Origin of the sequence: Mesorhizobium sp. B2-6-1 (genome assembly GCF_006440475.1) — a bacterium.
Classification (GTDB): domain Bacteria; phylum Pseudomonadota; class Alphaproteobacteria; order Rhizobiales; family Rhizobiaceae; genus Mesorhizobium.
This window is the reverse complement of record NZ_VFUH01000007.1, coordinates 80432-99394: the sequence shown is the minus strand read 5'-3', so window position 1 is coordinate 99394 and position 18963 is coordinate 80432. Positions and strand designations below refer to the sequence as shown.

Annotated in this window: 21 protein-coding genes and 1 tRNA gene; 15 read left to right on the top strand and 7 right to left on the bottom strand. The window is 63.3% G+C overall.

Features of this window, described 5'->3' with window-relative positions:
• Positions 1-58 precede the first annotated feature (58 nt).
• Positions 59-2644, bottom strand: a complete 2586-nt coding sequence (locus FJ443_RS16250; RefSeq protein ID WP_140633328.1) for an AAA family ATPase — start codon at positions 2642-2644, stop codon at positions 59-61.
• Positions 2645-2859: 215 nt separating this feature from the next.
• Between FJ443_RS16250 and FJ443_RS16245 the strand changes: the two genes are divergently transcribed.
• The 5 genes from FJ443_RS16245 (at position 2860) to FJ443_RS16220 (ending at position 7169) form a co-directional block, all read left to right on the top strand.
• Positions 2860-3132 (top strand): DUF4242 domain-containing protein, encoded by a 273-nt coding sequence (locus tag FJ443_RS16245; RefSeq protein ID WP_140500909.1) that lies wholly within the window; start codon positions 2860-2862, stop codon positions 3130-3132.
• A 418-nt stretch (positions 3133-3550) separates the two neighbouring features.
• Positions 3551-4048, top strand: coding sequence for a hypothetical protein (locus FJ443_RS16235; RefSeq protein WP_140500907.1), 498 nt, complete (start codon positions 3551-3553; stop codon positions 4046-4048).
• A 57-nt stretch (positions 4049-4105) separates the two neighbouring features.
• Positions 4106-4312: a DUF1127 domain-containing protein gene (locus FJ443_RS16230; protein ID WP_210239610.1), complete on the top strand. Its 207-nt coding sequence runs from the start codon at positions 4106-4108 to the stop codon at positions 4310-4312.
• 176 nt (positions 4313-4488) lie between these two features.
• Positions 4489-5889 carry a lipopolysaccharide biosynthesis protein gene (locus FJ443_RS16225; RefSeq protein WP_140513849.1) on the top strand — a complete coding sequence of 467 codons (1401 nt, stop codon included), beginning with the start codon at positions 4489-4491 and terminating at the stop codon, positions 5887-5889.
• Positions 5889-7169, top strand: a complete 1281-nt coding sequence (locus tag FJ443_RS16220; protein ID WP_140664859.1) for a GNAT family N-acetyltransferase — start codon at positions 5889-5891, stop codon at positions 7167-7169. The genes FJ443_RS16225 and FJ443_RS16220 overlap by 1 nt, the downstream gene beginning before the upstream one ends.
• Positions 7170-7746: 577 nt before the next feature.
• Here FJ443_RS16220 and FJ443_RS16215 read toward each other — a convergent pair.
• Entirely contained in the window at positions 7747-7980 is a 234-nt protein-coding gene (locus FJ443_RS16215; protein WP_140500900.1) for a polymerase, read from the bottom strand.
• A gap of 335 nt (positions 7981-8315) precedes the next feature.
• On the opposite strand from FJ443_RS16215, the gene FJ443_RS16210 reads away from it, so the two are divergent.
• Complete coding sequence (locus tag FJ443_RS16210; protein ID WP_140664856.1) at positions 8316-8519, top strand: hypothetical protein; 204 nt, start codon at positions 8316-8318, stop codon at positions 8517-8519.
• A gap of 185 nt (positions 8520-8704) precedes the next feature.
• On the opposite strand, the gene FJ443_RS16205 is transcribed toward FJ443_RS16210, so the two are convergent.
• Entirely contained in the window at positions 8705-8914 is a 210-nt protein-coding gene (locus FJ443_RS16205) for a hypothetical protein (protein WP_140500898.1), read from the bottom strand.
• 283 nt (positions 8915-9197) lie between these two features.
• Positions 9198-9282: transfer RNA gene (locus FJ443_RS16200), tRNA-Leu, on the bottom strand.
• Between the two features lie 327 nt (positions 9283-9609).
• Here FJ443_RS16200 and FJ443_RS16195 point away from each other — a divergent pair.
• Both FJ443_RS16195 and FJ443_RS16190 read left to right on the top strand, forming a co-directional pair.
• Positions 9610-10197, top strand: a complete 588-nt coding sequence (locus tag FJ443_RS16195) for a YqaA family protein (RefSeq protein ID WP_140500881.1) — start codon at positions 9610-9612, stop codon at positions 10195-10197.
• A gap of 84 nt (positions 10198-10281) precedes the next feature.
• Positions 10282-10800 carry a disulfide bond formation protein B gene (locus tag FJ443_RS16190; RefSeq protein WP_140500880.1) on the top strand — a complete coding sequence of 173 codons (519 nt, stop codon included), beginning with the start codon at positions 10282-10284 and terminating at the stop codon, positions 10798-10800.
• Between the two features lie 364 nt (positions 10801-11164).
• On the opposite strand, the gene FJ443_RS16180 is transcribed toward FJ443_RS16190, so the two are convergent.
• Together FJ443_RS16180 and FJ443_RS16175 are read right to left on the bottom strand one after the other, a co-directional pair.
• A complete protein-coding gene (locus tag FJ443_RS16180; RefSeq protein ID WP_023677956.1) occupies positions 11165-11722 on the bottom strand; it encodes an HNH endonuclease in 558 nt (185 codons plus the stop codon).
• A 130-nt stretch (positions 11723-11852) separates the two neighbouring features.
• The gene (locus FJ443_RS16175; protein WP_140500879.1) at positions 11853-12494 is read right to left on the bottom strand and encodes a DNA-3-methyladenine glycosylase; all 642 of its coding nucleotides are present in this window, start codon (positions 12492-12494) and stop codon (positions 11853-11855) included.
• Positions 12495-12568: 74 nt separating this feature from the next.
• Here FJ443_RS16175 and gluQRS point away from each other — a divergent pair, with 74 nt between their 5' ends.
• Entirely contained in the window at positions 12569-13438 is an 870-nt protein-coding gene (gene gluQRS / locus FJ443_RS16170) for a tRNA glutamyl-Q(34) synthetase GluQRS (RefSeq protein ID WP_140664852.1), read from the top strand.
• Between the two features lie 150 nt (positions 13439-13588).
• A complete protein-coding gene (locus tag FJ443_RS16165; RefSeq protein ID WP_140500877.1) occupies positions 13589-14485 on the top strand; it encodes a DMT family transporter in 897 nt (298 codons plus the stop codon).
• A gap of 89 nt (positions 14486-14574) precedes the next feature.
• Here FJ443_RS16165 and FJ443_RS16160 read toward each other — a convergent pair whose 3' ends face one another.
• Positions 14575-15426 carry a YihY/virulence factor BrkB family protein gene (locus tag FJ443_RS16160; protein WP_140500876.1) on the bottom strand — a complete coding sequence of 284 codons (852 nt, stop codon included), beginning with the start codon at positions 15424-15426 and terminating at the stop codon, positions 14575-14577.
• Between the two features lie 58 nt (positions 15427-15484).
• On the opposite strand from FJ443_RS16160, the gene FJ443_RS16155 reads away from it, so the two are divergent.
• The 5 genes from FJ443_RS16155 (at position 15485) to FJ443_RS16135 (ending at position 18946) form a co-directional block, all read left to right on the top strand.
• Entirely contained in the window at positions 15485-16351 is an 867-nt protein-coding gene (locus FJ443_RS16155; protein WP_140560187.1) for an SDR family oxidoreductase, read from the top strand.
• 24 nt (positions 16352-16375) lie between these two features.
• Entirely contained in the window at positions 16376-16567 is a 192-nt protein-coding gene (locus tag FJ443_RS16150) for a twin transmembrane helix small protein (protein WP_140500874.1), read from the top strand.
• A gap of 25 nt (positions 16568-16592) precedes the next feature.
• Complete coding sequence (locus FJ443_RS16145; protein WP_140500873.1) at positions 16593-17174, top strand: cob(I)yrinic acid a,c-diamide adenosyltransferase; 582 nt, start codon at positions 16593-16595, stop codon at positions 17172-17174.
• A gap of 31 nt (positions 17175-17205) precedes the next feature.
• A complete protein-coding gene (locus tag FJ443_RS16140) occupies positions 17206-18006 on the top strand; it encodes a rhomboid family intramembrane serine protease (protein ID WP_140513864.1) in 801 nt (266 codons plus the stop codon).
• A gap of 190 nt (positions 18007-18196) precedes the next feature.
• Entirely contained in the window at positions 18197-18946 is a 750-nt protein-coding gene (locus FJ443_RS16135) for an electron transfer flavoprotein subunit beta/FixA family protein (RefSeq protein ID WP_140500871.1), read from the top strand.
• Positions 18947-18963 lie beyond the last annotated feature (17 nt).

Here is an 18963-nt window from a genome sequence, read left to right as displayed (position 1 = left end):
GGAAAACCTGCAGGGCTCACATTCCCGGATTTCTGATCCGGGCGCGATTCCTACGTGCTCAGATCAGCCCGGAATCGCGCGCGGCGGCGGTCGCCTCGCCACGCGAAATGGCGTCCAGCTTGCCCAGCACCGCCGAGACATGATGATCGACGGTCTTCGGTGAGATGGTCAGGTGCTCGGCTATTCTCTTGTTGGAAAAACCGCGTTCGATCAGTTGCAGGACCTGCATCTGGCGCAGCGTCAGGCCAGCTTGATTGGCGCGCGTGCTCTGCCGCGGTCCCCTTGCAATGTTATTGACGCCATTCTGCCGCATGACGGCGCGGACGTGCTGGGCGACCGGCCGGGCACCGAGCCCCTCGAATATATCCAGGGCCAGGCGCAGGGCCGGCTCGTCGCCGCGCAGCAGGGCGAGCGCCTGCTCGAACGGAGCACCCAGCCGGGCCCACAGCGTCGCGGCACCGTGCCAATCGCCGGCGAGCAGCAGGCGATAGGGCTCCGCCATGCCGGTCGTATCGCCAGGGTCGCTTTCAGGCGACAAGAGCAGCCGCCAGACGGCCAGTTCGGCGAACATCGCCCTCGTCGGCGACAGGCTTTCTGCCAGCTCGATCAGGCGAAGCGCCTCACTGGCGTCGCCTTGCCCAAGCCATGCCAGTTCGGCCATCGACGCCGTGTAAGGCACCAGCCGCTGCAGCTCCATTCCCCTGTCCAGGAACCGCTTCATTTCCTCCAGCACCGGCCCAGCCGGATCGCCTCGCCTTATGCGCAGTTTCGCCAGCGCGACTAGGGATGGGTAACGCACCAGGGCTGTCGTTGCAGCATCGTCGATGACGTCGAGAGCCATGGCCGCCGCATCGTCCCAAAGGCCGCGTCGCAAAAGCAGCTGCGCCTGCACGCCCCGCATATAGTCGCGCCAGGTCGCGAGGTCGTTCTCAACGCAATAGGCAATGCCGCGGTCGAGAAAGGATTGCGCGCGCACAAGATCGAGCTGGTTCATTTCGGCGCAGGCGCAATTGGTGAAGCCGCGTGCCGCGTGCTCCTGGAAATTCTGCACGAGCGCGATTTCAAGGCTGCGGGCGAGGTGAAGCCGGCCTTTGGCCAGGTCAAGCCACTGCTCGGCCGAGCCAAGATTGTTGAGCGCGTGGCAGATTATCTCCGGCTTGTTCAACCGTTCGGCCAGAGCGACTGCCTTGCCGCCAAGCAGCAGCGTCTCATCGAGCTTCTCGGCCAGCATCGCCAGCTGCGAGAGATTGGAATAGGCCATGGCAAGCTCCGGACTGGCAGGCGCCTGTTCCAGCAGTTCCACTGCCTGGGCCCCGAACAGGTCCGCCTGTTCGCGGTCACCCACCAGATAGGCGAAGCGCGACAGGCATCTGAGGCTGTCGCCCTCCCTGAGCGTGTCGCCCAGCGCCTGCTGTAGCCGGCGCGCCTGGCTCTGCGCCTCGATGGCCGCATCGATGCGGCCGATCAGATGGCATTCAAACGCATATCCTTCGTAAAGCCTCGCCCGGTCGCTCATCGGCAGGCTGTCGGCATGCCGCAAGGCGACCTCGTAGTAGCCGGCGGCATCGCGATGCGCGCCGACGCGGGAAGCCTCGCGCGCTGCGAGCGGGGCAAGCTCGCGCACCGCCTCAAGATTCTGGGCCTCCACCGCATGGTGCACAAGCCTTGCGGTAGTCACCTCGGCGTTTTCCTGCAGTGCGGAAAGCGCGCGTTGGTTGAATTCGCGCCGACGGCTCGAGGTCAGCGCCATCTCGATGGCGCGACGGGCGATCTCGTGCCGGAAGGCGTAGCCATCGCCGAGATCGTCGAGCAAGCCATTCGAGACACATTCCGCCAGCTGGCCGGCGCTGGCGACGCCACAGAGGCCGCGCAGCGCCCAGGCATCGGCGCGGCGTGGAAACACAGACACCGCGTCGAGCATCGAGCGCGCTCCCGGCGACAGGCGCTCGGCACGCGCCAGCACGGCGTCGCGGACGCTGGCCGGCGGGATCATCTCGCTTTCGGCAGCCAGCAATTCGGTGACGAAGAAGGCGTTGCCCGCGGTGGCGCGATAGATTGCGCTGCCGTCGCGGTTGGCTGCTTCGGCAAGCGACAACACCGCCGCCTCGCTGAGCAGTGGCACTTCGATGCGCTGGACGTTGCCGGCTGGAATTTCGCCGAGCACCCGGCGCGCACGCATCTGCCCTTCGCTGCGGTCGGTGCGTGCCGTGAACAGCACCAGCATATGCGTGTTGGTGATGCGCCGGCCCAGGAAACGGACGAAATCCAGGGTCGCGTCGTCGGCCCAGTGCATATCCTCGATGACCAGCAAACCCGGCCGAGACCTCGCCTCGAAAACCTCGAGAGCGTCTGAAAACAGGGGCAGCCGCTGACCTTGGCGGTCGTCGATTGCCCGGGGCAGTGCCCACTGCGCGTCCCGGGCCAGATCATAGAGCGGTCCCAGCGGATCGGGAATCGACAGGTCCTCGCAAGCGCTGCGGAATATGGAAACGTGCTGCCCGGCACGGGTTACGAACGCCTCGACGAGTGCCGTCTTGCCGGCGCCGGCCTCGCCCAGCAATGCCGCCACGCGGCCGCGACCGCGCGCGGCCTCCGCGAGCAGTTCCTCCAACTGATCGAGTTGTGCCTGCCGTTCCAGAAGCATCGTCACTGGCCCATAAGTATCGTCGTCCCTCGACCCTTCTCCAAAATACCCCCGCTTCGGTATCCGCAGTGTGGCTCCCAGACCAAACGTCGAAAACATAGGGAATCGTCCCGCGCAATATGGGGAAAGGCTCCGATGTGCGCTTTCGACGATCGTGATTTTTCTCCAACCGCGCTCATTTCGAGCGTGAATCAGTCACAAAAGGAAGCCACTCCATGCCTCGCTATCTGATCGAACGGACATTCCCCGACGGGCTCAACGTGCCGACGAACGACGTCGGCGCGACGGCGCTCGGCGGCATCATCATGCGCAACGCCGAGAAGGGGGTCACCTGGCTGCACTCCTTCGTGTCGCCCGACAGGAACAAGAGTTTCTGCATCTACGACGCCCCCTCGCCGGAGGCGATCCGCAGCACGGCGCAGAAGAATTCGCTACCGGTGGACAAGATCACGGAGGTGAGGGTCCTGGACCCTTACTTTTATCGCTGACCCTATGGACCAAGGATGGAACAATGAGCGTGAGATCGTCCTGGGCAGCGATGGGTGTCGGCTTTCCGTGCTGTTTCCTCCCGAAACGGCAGCCGCCGTCGTGGCGTTCGACCATGCACCCTCCCGGCGTGGTCTCGCATCGCGGATTGTCTCCGCGCTGCTCGCGCCATTGCGAAGCCGGCGCAGGCGCCTGCCACCGCAAGACGATTATTTAAGGCGGGACGTCGGCCTGCCGGAGCACGAGATGCGGCGGGACTACTGGGAATACTGGGGGTGGCATCAATGAGACCGCCGCCCGGCTAGAGAGGAACGGATCGGACCCGTCCCGCAACTGACGATCCAACGCGCAGGCAGGGCAGCAGGGCCTTACAGGCCGGTCCTGCCGCCTGCGCGTCACCAACAACCAATGGAGAATAAAATGAACGTCAATTTCTGGCGCCTTGCCGCGCTGTCCATCATGGCGATCACCGCCACTGCCGCATCTGCGGAGAGTGGCAATCGGCTGGCCGCCGAGGTGCGGGCGGCCAACGGCCGCTTCGTGAATGTCGCGGCGGCCACCGCCGAGGGCTATGCGCCGATTCCCTGCGCCAGCGGCATCACCGGCGGCGCGATGGGCATTCACTACGTCAACGGCGCCTATCTTAAGGATGATGCCGTCGACCTCGCCAAGCCGGAGGCCGTGATGTACGAGCCGATGGCCGATGGCAAGCTGAAGCTGGTGGCCGTCGAATATATCACCGCGAAGGGTCCCGCGTCGCTCGAAGGCCAGCTGTTCAACTTTGACAGCGCTCCCAACCGCTACGGCCTCGGCCCCTTCTACGAACTTCATGTCTGGGCCTGGAAGCAGAACCCGACCGGCGCCTTCGCCGACATGAACCCGAATGTCTCATGCGACGCCATGAAAAAGGCCGACTGACGGCACCGCCTGCCGGAACAGTGCCGGCAGGCCTTTTACGCGTCGCGAGGAGAAACCATGCCCGAGATAGCTATCTTCCTGGCAAGGCTGCGCGCCCCACCATGGCGGCCGATGGCCATCCTCGCTTGGCTGGCGCGCGGACAGCGCCTCCGACATGAGCGGCGTCACCTGGAGGCGATGCCCGATTTCATGCTGAAAGACATCGGCATCAGCCGTTCCGAGATCGACTATGTCGCAACTCACGGCGAAGCGCGCCGCTCTTAGGCTTGGCTGGGAGTTGGAACGACAGAGCGCCTGTCTCCTGCTTGCGGCATGGAACCCACACCGGTCGTCCTCGCTGGCCTCTCTGCCATTGTGTATGCCTCTTCCACCCACCCTTTCTTAAGGTGTCTCCGCTACACCAAAGCCTGGAAAGAAGCGGAAAACGGAGAACAATCGGGGTGCGCTTTTCCGCGGCCACGACAGCCGGGCGGTTCTTGCCGCAGCGTTTGGCGCTGCGCGTGGAGCCGTTGCTTGGCCGCGTCGACGCCGTGCTGTTCACCGCCGACGAGCGCGGCGAGGCCGGCCGCATGTCGGTCATTGCCTTTTCCATCCGCATCGTCAGCGCCGTCATCGCCTTCGTCAGCCAGGTGTTGATGGCACGCTGGATGGGCTCGTTCGAATACGGCATCTTCGTCCTTGTCTGGGTGACCATGGTCATCGTCGGCAATCTCGCCTGCCTCGGCTTCCACACCTCGGTTATCCGCTTCATTCCCGAATACCGCGAGCGTGGCCTCATCGACGAGTTGCGCGGTATCGTCGTGGCCAGCCGCCTGTTCGTCCTGATCGCTTCGACGGTCATCGCCGGGCTCGGCGCACTCGGCGTGTGGCTCGCTTCGTCATGGACTGAAAACTACTATGTCCTGCCGTTCATCCTCGGCGTCATCTGCCTGCCGATGATAGCGCTGTCGGATCTGCTGCAGGGCCAAGCCAGGGCGAACAGCTGGGCGCTGTTCGCCCTGGCGCCGACTTATCTGATACGGCCCGTGCTGATCCTGCTGTTCATGGCGCTGATGCTTTTCGCCGGCTACGCGCCCGACGCGAAGACCGCGATCTTCGCCTCGATCGCCGCCACTTACGTCACCACGCTCGCCCAGCTTATCGGCGTCACCCGGCGCATGGAAAAGCAGATTCCGGCCGGGCCGATGAAGGTGCATTTCGCACAATGGTTCATTGTCTCGCTGCCGATCTTCTTGGTCGAAAGCTTCTTTTTCCTGCTCACCAATGCCGACGTGCTGATGGTCGGCGCCTATATGGACCCCAACGACGTCGCCGTCTATTTCGCCACGGTCAAGACACTGGCGCTGGTGCATTTCGTCTACTTCGCCGTCAAGGCAGGCGTCGCTCAGCGCTATGCCCAGTTCACCCATGGCGAGCCGGAAAAGCTCGCCGCCTTCGCCCGCGAGACGGTGTCGTGGACCTTCTGGCCATCGCTCGCCATGGCGCTGCTGGTGCTGGCGCTTGGCAAACCGATGCTGATGCTGTTCGGTCCCGAATTCACATCGGGTTATCCGCTTCTGTTCCTGCTCGTCTTCGGCGTCGTGGCGCGCGCCGCCGTGGGCCCGTGCGAAAGCCTGCTCACCATGAGCGGCAACCAGAATGTCTGCGCCGCCGTCTATGCCATGACGCTGGCCTTCAACATTGGCCTGAACGTGGTGCTGATCCCGCTCTTCGGCCTGTGGGGCGCCGCAATGGCCACCGCCTTCGCCATGATCTTCGAGGCCGGCGCGCTGTCCTTCACGGTCTGGCGCAAGCTCGGCATCGTCATGGCGATCTTCGTGCCAGCCAAAGGAGCCGCGTGATGGCAGCCATCCCCTTGCTCGAGGAAACCAGCGGCGGCCCCGCCGGCGCCATGGTGTCCGGCCTTGCCGGACTGGGGCGCGACACCGACCCGGCCCATATCGAGATCCTCGCCAACAACCGGCCCGAGCGGAAACTGGCCATCTATACGGCGTCGGCCGGGTTCGACCTCGTCGAGGAGCTGGATTATCTGTGCGCCCGCACCATCGAGCCCAACGTCTTCTTCAACCCGCGTTTCCTCGCGCCCGCAATGCCCCGGCTGGAAGACCGCGAGGTGCGTCTGGCCGTCATCCGTGACGGCGATGAATACCGCAACCGGCTACGCCTTCTGGTGCCGTTCTCGGTGGAGCGGCCGGTGGTGCCGCTCGGGGTTCCGGTCATGCGCACATGGTCGAGCCCGTTCGGCCCGCTCGGCACCCCGCTGGTCGACCGCGACGATCCGGTCGGTGTCCTCGAGGATTTCTTCTCGATGCTGTCGCGCCCGCATCTGAAGCTGCCGAAAGTGTTCGTCCTGCCCGACATCAGGCTCGACGGCGCGGTGGCGAGCCTGGTTGCCACTGTGGCCGAAACGCGTGGCCTGATGTTGGTCACCACCGGTCACGCCCAGCGTCCGCTGCTCGAGAGCGAACGCGACGCCGAGGACTATCTGAAGGCTTCGCTGCGCGCGCACCATTACCGCGAGTTCCGCCGCCTCAAGCGGCGGCTGGGCGACCTCGGCAAGCTTGAACATGTCGTGGCGCGCGGCCCCGACGAGATCCGTCACGCCATCGAGAGCTTCCTGACGCTGGAGGCGGCCGGCTGGAAGGGCCGCGAGCGCACGGCCATGGCGATCGACCGCTACCGCGCCGCCTTCGCCCGCGAGGCCGTGCACAGGCTGGCCGAGCAGGACCTGTGCCGCATCCATTCGCTGACGCTCGACGGCCGCACCATTGCGTGCCTGATCGTCTTCGTCGAAGCCGGCGTTGCCTACACCTGGAAGACGGCCTACGACGAAACTCTGGCCGGCTATTCGCCAGGCACGCTGCTGATGATCGAGGTGACCAGGCAGCATCTCGACGACCCCAACATCATGATGACCGATTCCTGTGCCGTGCCCGACCATCCGGTGATGAGCAGGCTGTGGACCGAGCGCAAGCCGATGGGCACGCTGGTGATCGGCCTGACGCCGGACGCCGACCGTCTCGCCCGCCAGGCGGCCTCGCAACTGCATCTCTACCGGGAGACCCGCAACATGGCCCGCCTGCTGCGCAACCGGATGAAGAGCCTGCTCAAGAGACGATAGACGCGCTCGCATCTTCTGGAGCGCGTGGATGCTTGCTTCAAGCCTGAGCATTTGGTTGCTTCATGGGATAAACAGTCACTGTATTGATAGCGTTTATTCGCCAGCGCCTGCTTGAGCAACAGTCACAATCTTTCAACAAAGCGCGACAAAGGTGATACGATTTTGGGTATAATTCATGTCGCTTGCCGGCGACGCATCCGTTTTTCTTGAGCGCTTTTCCTCGTGGCGGACATCAGAATTAGCTAATTCATTCGAACATATAAAGGACATTCACGGAACTTAAGTGGTAACATAAGACCTTTGGGACCAAACCCTAGGACTTTGGTCCGCCTTCACGAAATCCGGCAGCGAGCATGAGGCTAATCTTCATTGCTCTTCAGGAACTTGAAACGGCCGACCAGATCTAACTTGAGCCACTCGTCCTCTTTCTTCCACGGCGCTTTCGGCGGTGGCGCGCGGATTGCGAGGAACAGGCGCTGAACGCGAGAAATCCACCTGCCGGAACCAGCGGGTGAGCCGCCCATGGGAAAGCTGCCGGCGCCAGAATCCTGGACGCGTAGAAGCCCGCCACGGAGCCCTACGGGGACGGTCTTGGGCGAGCGAGCGCCATGTCGAAAGTGTCCGGCAGGTGAGGATGCGCGCCGGTCCGTCTCACCGAAGCCGTGGTCATCGCGTCGACCGGGAGAATAATCGACATGCGAGCATAGTGGTCCGGCCACAGCGGCTTTCCAAACAGGAAGAACACGATCGCGAGAAAACAAATCAGCAGCAGGACGGCGAAGGTGTTCGCGATGATCTCGCCAAGCTGCATGTCTTTCTCCCCGAAGTCGGACACCCGCCGCTCGCAGCAACGGCGGGCGTCCAGGGACCGTCGATGAAGGGACTTTACTCGACGGCTTCCACGCCAATGAGGAACGGCGGCTTATGTTCAGGGTTTAGGACCAATGCGTCGATGCTTCGGACTTCAGTCCCAATTGCGGGTCCGAGGAGAAGGAGACAGTCTGCCTTTCGCACCGGCTAAGCCCTCCACCAAGGTACCTGACAGCCGGGAGCACAGCCCGGCCTGCTCGCCAAGTGCCGAACCTACCGCCAAAAGCAGGCCGGGCTCCTTCTGTCGATAGTCAAGATCGTCGCCCAACGGGGAAAATGACCAGCTACAAGGTGGAGGAAATCCTGGGCGAGAGAATTATCGGCACGCACGAGGTGGCGGCTTCAAGTCCCGCAGGGGCTGCCACACGGGCAACCGGTCATCCGATGCAACCCCGCATTCCAGGCGCGCTGTTCGTTCGGGTCACCAGATCGGAGGACGGCACGGTCGCCGAATTCAGCTTCGCGGGATTTCCTTGTTGAACCCGGATGTCGTCGGATGGGACGGCACGAGTGGCGTTTCTTGCGACTATGGCCGGTGTCTACGCCGACCCATTGGCGCGGTTCGGCGTTGATGAAACCGCCGGCTCACCCTAACCGTTTGTTTTCACGTGGATTCCGAAGCTCGTCGATGAAACCGTTTTGACCCGACTTGCACCAGAATTGCGCTAGCGTCCCAGCGGCTGTCTGGATGCCGAAACCAATTCGTCTTCGTCCCTGATCCCGGCCATGTAATTCGCGATTATGCGGGATGAAATCGCTTCGCGTTGCTGGGCCGATCGGGCGTCGAGCTTCAGCCTGTCGAACACGCGGCCAAGCAGGGCCACTTCGGAGGAATCGAAGACGCCAGCCTCCTGAGCTTTCTGACGAATCGGCATGAGTTCCTCCCTTTCAGATAAATAAGCAACAACTGATGCAAGGGGCAATCTCAAGGCCTGATATATCCACACCGAGGAACGGTCAGGCGGCCAACATAGGTCCTGAAGCGTGAAAGCGGCTACCGCATTGGACAGGCCGTCCTGCACCCTGCCGAGCCGCTCCCGGATGTCGCTCTTGCGATATCGGCTTTAAGCGGCGCACGACAAACTCGAGCACCATATCCGCAGTGCCGAAACGCCGATCGGGAAATTAGCGGCAGACGCATCGAAGCGGCGACTGAAATGGTGCCCCTAGCCGGGATCGAACCAGCACTCCTTGCGGAACTCGATTTTGAGTCGAGCGCGTCTACCAATTCCGCCATAGGGGCTCAGGCCGGGCGGCCTGGATGGCGCGGACTATACGGTTGGAGGCCTGTTCGTCAACTGGCCTGTTGCCGATAGCCTGCGGAGCCGCGACCAAACCGCCCCTTTCGGTTTCCTGCGGGCACTGCCATTGTGCGGCGCGGAAAATCTTTCTAGACAGGCGTCGTGTCGAAGCGCCTGGCGTCCGGAAGAAGGAACGCGGCGCGCTTCGGGTCTTGGTTTCACGCATGCACCTGTTTCATCCATGCCCCTGGTTTTCTGCCTGCCCTTATGCCGGCCACGCCGTGCATGTGGGCGCCGTGCGGTAGGCATTTACGACATTAGGAGAGCCGATGCTTCGCGGACTGTACGACTGGACCTTGTCGCTGGCGGCGCGCAAATCCGCCGAATGGTGGCTGGCCTTCATCGCCTTCGTCGAGAGTTCCGTGTTCCTGGTGCCGGCCGACGTGCTCTATCTGCCGATGGCACTGTCGCGGCCTGATCGCGCCTATCGCTATGCGCTGATCGCCACCGTCGCCTCCGTGCTGGGCGGCATCGCCGGCTGGTTCATCGGCCACTACGCCTACGACGCGCTGGCGCGGCCCATCCTCGAATTCTACGGCAAGTATGACGAGTTCGAGGCGCTGCGCGTCTCTTCGGGCATTGGCTTCATCATCTTGATGCTGATCACCTCGGGCGCCGCCCATCTGCCGCCGATCAAGGTGGTGACGATCCTTTCGGGGGTCATCGGCGTCAATCTTTTGCTGTTCATCGCGCTGGCAATCGTGGCGCGCGGCGGGCGCTTCCTGCTCCTGGCCTGGCTGCTGCGCCGCTATGGCGAGCCGATCCGCGAGTTCATCGAAAAGCGCCTCGGCCTGATCGCGGGTGCGGCGGCAGCCGCCCTGATTTTGCTCTATATCCTGGTCAAATACGCCTTCTGATTCATGTCGCCCAAACCGCGCGGCGGCGTGGCGACATGGACCACAAGACCGGGCGAGCGGCGAACATAACGGACGAAAGACCCCATGACTGCGACCATGACTGCCAACACCGGACGCCAGCGGACCATGACGGCCCTGTTCCTTGCCGTAGCCATGGCCGCCACTGTCGGCTCCGCGCTCGCCTTCCAGTACATTGGCGGCTACATCCCTTGCCATCTCTGCCTGGAACAGCGCACGCCCTACTATATCGGCGTGCCGCTGATGCTGCTGGCGCTGCTTGCATCGGCGCTGCACGCGCCGGCATGGGTGGTGCGCGGCTTGCTGGCCATCGGCGGCCTGCTGATGCTCTATGGCCTTTATCTCGGCATCTATCACGCCGGCGTGGAGTGGGCCTGGTGGCAGGGCCCGGCCGATTGCACCGCGGGCGGAGGCCCGGTCGACACCGGCGGCAAAGGCGTCCTCGACGCGCTCGACAAATTCGTGCCCCCGTCCTGCGACAAGGCCGCGCTTCGCATTCTCGGCCTGTCGCTCGCCGGCTGGAACGCCATCGCCAGCCTTGTCCTCGCGGCCATCGCCTTCCGCAGCGCGCTTTCGCGCGACTGAGTCCGTTCAACCGAACGGCACGACAAGAGTTCGAGCAGAAATCCGGCGGGCCGAGTCGGATAGCGCGGCTTTCGACGTCCGAGCCAGGTCGACCCCCACTCCGTCTCGGCTCCGCCGAGCCACCTCTCCCCCGATCGACGGGGGAGAGGAATGGCGCGAACCTATTGCCTCAGGCTCCTTTCCTCTCCCTCCGGAGGGGGGAGAGGTGGCGCTGCGAAGCAGCGACGGAGTGGAGGAAGCCGGTCCTCAAAACGCGAAGCCGCTGATAAGTGAGCGCGGCCGAGCTGGTCCGATATCAGGGTATGTCAGACTATCATGGAGACAATCGCTTCAGACGGCCAGCGTCCCGAATTCTCGGACGATCTCAGGGTTCGAGTTCGACATCCCAGTACAGATAATCCATCCAGCTTTCATGCAGATGGTTGGGCGGGAACAGACGGCCATTATTGTGCAGGTCGTGCACCGTCGGCTGGTAGGGCTTCTGCAACGGCCACATCTTGGCATGGGCCGGCATCATGCCACCTTTCCTGAGATTGCAGGGCGAACAGGCGGCGACGACATTCTCCCACGTCGTAGCACCCCCGCGATGGCGGGGGATGACGTGATCGAAGGTCAGATCGTCGGGCGTGCCGCAATACTGGCACTGGAAGCGGTCGCGCAGGAAGACGTTGAAGCGTGTGAAGGCTGGATGCCGCGACGGCTTCACATAGGCCTTCAGGCTGACGACGCTCGGCAGCTTCATCGAGAAGGTCGGCGAGGACACCGCGTGCTCGTATTCGGCGACGATGTTCACCCGTTCAAGGAACACCGCCTTGATGGCGTCCTGCCACGACCAGAGCGACAGGGGGTAATAGCTGAGCGGACGGTAATCCGCATTCAGCACCAGCGCTGGAAGCCCATCCGGAGATACGGCAACCGTCACGTCGTTGGCCTCCTTGGTTCTCTAACCTGAATGGCGCGGATACTGTAAGCCCGACATGACAGGGATGTGAAGCGGATTGTCACGCGTCCGAAGGCACAAAAAAACGAGATTTTGATGCTTTTTCGCGTTTTCAGGCCGGGGGTGCGGCATCCCTGCCCTTCAATTCGCGATAATAGGACCAGAAAAGCCGCGATGCGACACCTCTCCATGGGCTCCATGATTCGGCGAGTTGGATCAGTGTTTTCTCCTGCGGACGCGGGTCGATGCCGAGCGCATGGCCGACGGCGGTCTGGAGCGCGACATCGCGCGCCGGGAAGATGTCGGGATGGCCTGCGGCGAACAGCAGATACACCTGCGCCGTCCACGGACCGATACCGGGCACCGCCGTCATGGTCGTGATTGCCTCGCCGGCGTCAAGCGAACACAAATGATGAAGATCGAGGCCGTCCGCCACCGCCTGGGCGGCGGCGAGGAGGCCGCGTTGCTTGGGTCGCGACAGGCCCGCCTCGCGAAACATATCCTCGCCGGCGGCAAGGATCGCCAGCGGCGTCAGCGGGTCGACCAGTTTCGTCAGCCGGCCGAAGATCGCATCGGCGCTGGCGCGCGACACCTGCTGCGAGACGATGATCGAGGCAAGGCTCAAGAATCCCGGTTGGGAAAGCCGTAGCGGCACCTCGCCCGCCATGCCGCGGATCTTTTCCAGCCTTGGGTCGATCGCGCAAAGCGCGTCGAGCCCCCGGGCGATGTCGTCCAATGTGGCGATACGTTGCATGCTTTCTTGTTCCTGAACCGGCCGCACGGTAGCAATTGGCAAAACCGCCGCACAACCCGATTGCCGCTCAAGAGATGACACTCCTGACATTCCGTTTCGCGCCCAGTCCCAATGGCGAACTGCATCTCGGCCATGCCTTTTCGGCGCTGCTCAACCAGAAACTGGCGCGAGCGGTCGGCGGCCGCCTGCTGCTGCGCATCGAGGATATCGACACCACGCGCTGCTCGCCGGAATTCGAGGCGGGCATCTTTGCCGATCTGAAATGGCTCGGTCTTGCCTGGGAACAGCCTGTACGACGGCAATCCGAGCACTTCGCCTGTTATGAGACGGTGCTTGACCGGCTGATCCGGGAGGACCTTGTCTATCCCGCCTTCATGAGCAGAAGCGAGATCCGGGCTTTCATCACCGAGAGCGAAAAGCGCGACTGGCCGCGCGATCCCGACGGCGTGCCGGTCTATCCCGCCGTCGACAAGGCTCTGCCGGCGAAGGAACGCCGGCGCCGCATTGCCGAGGGCGCTCCCTTCGCCTGGCGGCTGGATGTCGATGCGGCGATGGCACGCGTCGGCAAGGATTTGTCATGGAATGAATTTTCAGACGAATCGCTTTCCGCGACGCGCGTCGTCGAGGCCCGCCCGCGCGATTGGGGCGACGTGATCGTGGCGCGCCGCGAAATCCCGACCAGCTATCATCTCGCCGTCGTCGTCGACGATGCGCTGCAGGGCGTCAGCCATGTCGTGCGCGGCCAGGATCTTTATTCCGTCACCGGGGTACAGCGGCTGCTTCAGGAACTGCTTGGCCTGCCGCAGCCAGCCTATTTCCATCACCGGCTGATCCTGGGACCCGACGGGCGCAAGCTGTCGAAAAGCCTGAAGGACACCGGCCTTGCCGTCTTGCGCGAAGCGGGCGTGTCGGCTCACGATGTCAGGCGGATGGTCGGTCTCTGACGCAGGCGAAGGCCGAAGAGACAGCTTGCAGAAAAGGCGGCCGGTTGAATTCCGGTGATGCATGGATCAATCGTTTCGTTTTGCGCGCCGGCTTGAACCGGACTAGAGCTTCGCCACGGCTCAATTCTCATCAAGCGCGGTCCCCGGAAAATGCACAGCGTCAAGCGGCTCATCCCCGCCACTTTCGTCGTCCTGTGGGCGACCGGCTTCATCGGCGCCCGCTATGCCATGCCGTGGGCCGAACCGTTTACGTTCCTGGCTGCGCGCTTCGTCCTGGCGGCGGCGTTGTTCGCCGGCCTGGTGGTCGTGCTTGGCTCCAAGAGAGCCTCCCGCGAAGAGGCATTGCACGCCACCGGGGCCGGCATTCTGATGCATGGCGTCTATCTCGGCGCGGTCTTCTGGGCTATCCACAGGGGCATGCCCGCCGGGCTGTCGGCGCTGATTGTCGGCCTGCAGCCGCTGATCACGGCGGTGCTCGCCGGCAAGTTTCTCGGCGAGGCGATCCTGCCGCGCCATTGGGCCGGCCTCGCGGTCGGCCTGGCCGGCGTCGTCATCGTGCTCTGGCCAAAGCTCGGCGCGCTCGGCGGCGGCGTGACGTCAGCCACGTTGACAGCCTCGCTCGTCTCGGTGCTCGGCATGAGCGCCGGCACGATATGGCAGAAGCGTTTTGCTTCCGGCGGCGACCTCGTCGCCGCGACCATGTGGCAATATGTCGGCGGCGCTTCGGTGATGATCGTGGCTTCACTGGCCTTCGAGACCCACACGGTCGTCATCAACGGCGAATTGATCTTCGCCATGGCCTGGCTGGTGCTGGTGCTGTCGATCGGCGCCATCTTCCTTCTGATGGTGATGATCCGCGACGGCGAGATGTCGAAGGTCGCTTCGCTGTTCTATCTGGTGCCGGCGGTGACGGCCGTCATCGCCTGGGCCTTGTTCGACGAGCAGCTCAACGCGCTTCAGATTGCCGGCATGGCGATCACGACCTTCGGTGTCGGTCTGGCAACGGTGCGGCAGACCAAGGGAAGAATTGTAGAAATGAGGAATTGAGGAATTGAGGAAAATGGTGCCATCTGGCGCTGGGGGCTTCTTCTTCAATTCTCCAATTCTCCAATTCTCCAGTTCTTCAATTCAGCCGGTCATCCCACCCGCGCGCGTGCCTCGAGATAGCGGCTGATTGCTGCGTTGAGTTCGCCGCCGAGAATGAAGATCGCGGACACGATGTAGAGAAAGACCACCGCGATCATGATCGAGGCAAGCCCGGCATAGGTCGTCACATAGGACGAGAAATGGTCGAGATAGGTGGCGAAAATGGTCGAGCCGATCAGCCATGCGGCGAGCGTGAAGACGATGCCGGGGATCAGCGAGACGAAACGGCGCTTGCCGGCCGGCAGCCAGTAATGCACTGAAAACAGACCGCCGACGATGACGGTCGAGGCGATGACGTAGCGCCACAGCGTGATGGTGCCCGTATAGGGTTTTATCCACTCGAAATGCGCCTCGGCCAGCCGCGCCAGCAATGGCGCGAAGACCAGGAGCACGCTGATCGCCAGGAAGCCTGCCGTGGCGATCAGCACGAAGAAGATGCTCTGCACGCGGCGATAGATGATGCCGCGCGTCTCGGTGACGCGATAGGCTCGGTTGAGCGAGGTGCGCAGCGCCTCGATGCCGTTCGAGGCGAAATAGGCGGCCAGCAGCACGCCGTAGGTGAGCAGATCCGATCGTCGCACGGTGAGCACGTTCAGCACCTCTCGCGCGATCGGTTTGGCGATTTGTTCCGGCCAGGTGTCGAAGACCAGGTGCACGGCCGTGTCGGCGAAGGCTTGCGCGCCGAGGAAGCTCGCCAGCGTGGTGGCGAAGATCAGGAACGGAAACAGCGCCATCAGCGAGGTGATTGCCAGATGGCTGGCCATCGCCCAGCCGTCATCGGTGTTGAAATGACCGATCGCGTCGTAGAGCACGCGGCGCAGGGCGACGATATTCCGCAACAAGAACCGCGCTCCCCTTCGATTGTCTCGACGCCGCGAATATGGGAAGGGAATGCGGCAAATGGCAACCCTTGGTCATAAGACGAATCCGTCGGCACGCGCGTTGCGCGTCATCATCGTCACCGGCGCGTCGTCCGGCATAGGCGCTTATTGCGCGCGGGCGCTCAAGGCGGAAGGCTGGCGGGTGTTCGCCACGGCGCGCAAGCCCGAAGACATCGCGGCCCTGGAAAAGGAGGGCATCGAGGCGTTCTATCTGGACTATCGCGAACCTGCCTCCATCGAAGCGCTTGCGGCTTCAGTGCTGGAGCGGACCGGCGGCAGGATCGATGCTCTGTTCAACAATGGCGCCTATGCGCAAGCGGGCGCGGTCGAGGATCTGCCGGTGGCCGCCTTGCGGGAGCAGTTCGAGGCCAATTTCTTCGGCTGGCACGACCTGACCCGCCGGCTCGTGCCGGTGATGCGCCGCCAGGGCCGTGGCCGGATCGTTCATTGCTCGTCGATCCTTGGCCTGGTGCCGGTACGTTTTCGCGGCGCCTATTCGGCATCCAAACACGCTTTGGAGGCGCTGATGCTCTGTCAGCGCCAGGAACTGGCCGGCAGCGGCGTGCATGTCTCGCTGATCGAGCCGGGGCCGGTGAAATCGAAGATCGCCAGCAACGGACTCGCCTGGTTTCTCAGGAATATCGACCATGAGAATTCCGTGCATCGCGCGGACTATGAGGCGCAGTTGGAACGGATGCGCACCGGCGGCAGCCAATCGGCGCTGAAGCCCGGGCCGGAAGTGGTCCACAAGGCGCTTCGCCATGCACTTCTGTCGCGGCGCCCGCGCCCGCACTATGTGGTAACAGTGCCCGCCAAGGTCGGCGCCACGCTCAAACGCATCCTTCCGGCATCGATGCTTCACCGCCTGCTCGCCAAACGCGCCTGAACAAGAAAAGGACTGGAAACGCAAATGGCATCCGTCTTCAACATCCTTGCCATCCTGGTCATGGTCGCCGTGGTGATCGTGCTGGTCCGGGGTCTGATCAACATGATGCGCGGCGGTTCCGGCATGACCTCCAACAAGCTGATGCAGACGCGCGTCGTGCTGCAGGCCGTGGCGCTGGCGCTGATCCTGCTGGCAGTGTATTTCACCCGCAAATGAGGACACCGGCCGTTCGGGAGGCGACGTGGTCAAGCTCAACAAGATCTACACCCGCACCGGCGACAACGGCACCACCGGGCTCGGCACGGGTGAGCGGCGGCTGAAGTCCGATCTCAGGGTGGACGCCTACGGCACTGTCGACGAAGCCAATGCCTGCATTGGCATGGCTCGTGTTCACACCGCCCCAAGCCACCCGGCGATTGACGCCATGCTTGCCCGCATCCAGAACGATCTCTTCGACCTGGGCGCCGATCTGGCCGTGCCCGACGACGGCAAGCCGCTCGGCTACGAGCCGCTGCGCATCATTGCCGCGCAGACCGAGCGCGTCGAACACGACATCGATCTCCTCAACAACGACCTCCAGCCGCTCAAATCCTTCGTGCTGAACGGCGGCACGCCGGCCGCCGCTGCGCTCCATCTCGCCCGAACGGTGGCGCGGCGGGCCGAGCGGCTGATGGTGGCGCTCGCACAGCATCCTGGTGAGCACGTCAACCGCGACGGGCTGAAATACATCAACCGCGTCTCCGATTTCCTGTTCGTCGCCGCCAGGGCGGTCAATGACAATGGAAATGCCGACGTGTTATGGGTTCCTGGCAAGAACCGCTGAACTATGCCAAGGCGGGAGAGGCCAGGCACCTATGTTCATCCCGCTCTACGACACCAACAGGCTGCGGCACATCAGGCTGCAATATGTGACGATCGCCCTGATCCTGGCCAACGCGCTGGTCTATTGCGCCACCGCGCTCGGGGGCGAGAATTTCACCAATGCCGCCGTGCTCGGCCTCGGCTTCATCCCCTCCGTGGTGCATGACACGGCAGAGCTCGACCCGCGCTTTATCGTCATTCCCGAAAGCCTGAGCTATCTCACCTACTCATTCCTGCATGCCGACATTTTCCATCTTGGCGGCAACATGCTGTTCCTGTGGGTGTTCGGCGACAATGTCGAGGACGCGCTCGGCCATGTCCGCTATCTCATCTTCTACCTCCTGTGCGCCATCGCCGGAGCCGCCTTCCAGGGCCTCATCGCGTGGGACTCGCAGGTGCCGCTGATCGGCGCCTCCGGCGCCATCGCCGGCGTGGTCGTCGCCTACCTGATCCTCTATCCCAGGGTGAAGGTCTGGGTGCTGGCCTTTGCCCGCATTCCGCTGCGCATCCCGGCCTTCATCCCGCTCCTCCTGTGGGTGCTGTTCCAGATCGTCATGTTCGCCGCCGGTGGCGAGGACCAGATTTCCTGGGCCTGCCACATAGGCGGCATCATCGCCGGCGCCGTGCTGGTGCTCGTGCTGCGCAGCCGCGGCGTGCCGCTTTTTGCGGGCGCGGACGAAGAGGCCGCACCCGCCGACCAGCCCGCCATCGCCGTAGATCCGGCCGTAAACGAGCCGATTGCCGCGCAGCCCGTGCCACGCTGGGGTCGGGGAAGTGCCCCCGGCCCCGACTGAACCGATTGAGTGAATTGCCCGACGCCGTGGCATATTGACGTGCGGGTTCGCCGCAACTACGGAAGCATTTCCGCCCGCCTTTGGCGGTTGAAGAGCAGAATTTCCATCCGGAATGTCGGCTTTCGACAACTCTGACAGGGTTCACGCTGGTATAGCGCGTCCCAACTATCTCAAGAGAGGTGACAGGAAAATGAAGATCCTTGTGCCCGTGAAGCGGGTTGTGGATGCGAATGTGAAGGTTCGCGTCAAGGCTGACGGTTCGGCGGTGGAATTGGCCAACGTCAAGATGGCGATGAACCCATTCGACGAGATCGCGGTGGAAGAGGCGATCCGGCTCAAGGAAGCCGGCAAGGCCGAAGAGATCATCGTCGTGTCGATCGGCCCGCAGCAGGCGCAGGAGACGCTTCGCACCGCGCTCGCAATGGGCGCCGACCGCGCCATCCTGGTCAAGACCGATGAGCAGACAGAGCCACTGGGCGTCGCCAAGGTGCTGAAGGGCGTGGTCGAGGCCGAGCAGCCCGGCCTTGTCATCCTCGGCAAGCAGGCGATCGACGATGATTCCAACCAGACCGGCCAGATGCTCGCAGCCCTTCTCGGCTGGGCGCAGGGCACGTTTGCTTCCAAGGTGGTGCTCGACGGCGACAAGGCCAGGGTGACGCGCGAGGTCGACGGCGGCTTGCAGACGGTTGAGCTGAAGATGCCGGCGATCGTCACTGCCGACCTTCGCCTCAACCAGCCGCGCTATGCATCGCTGCCCAACATCATGAAGGCCAAGAAGAAGCCGCTCGACGAGAAGAGCCCGGCCGACTACGGCGCTGACGTCAAGCCGCGGCTGAAGGTCATCAAGACCGAAGAGCCGGGCGGCCGCAAGGCGGGCGTCAAGGTCAAGAGCGTCGCCGAGCTCATCGACAAGCTGAAGAACGAAGCCGGCGTGCTCTGAGATCGGAAGGAACAGAT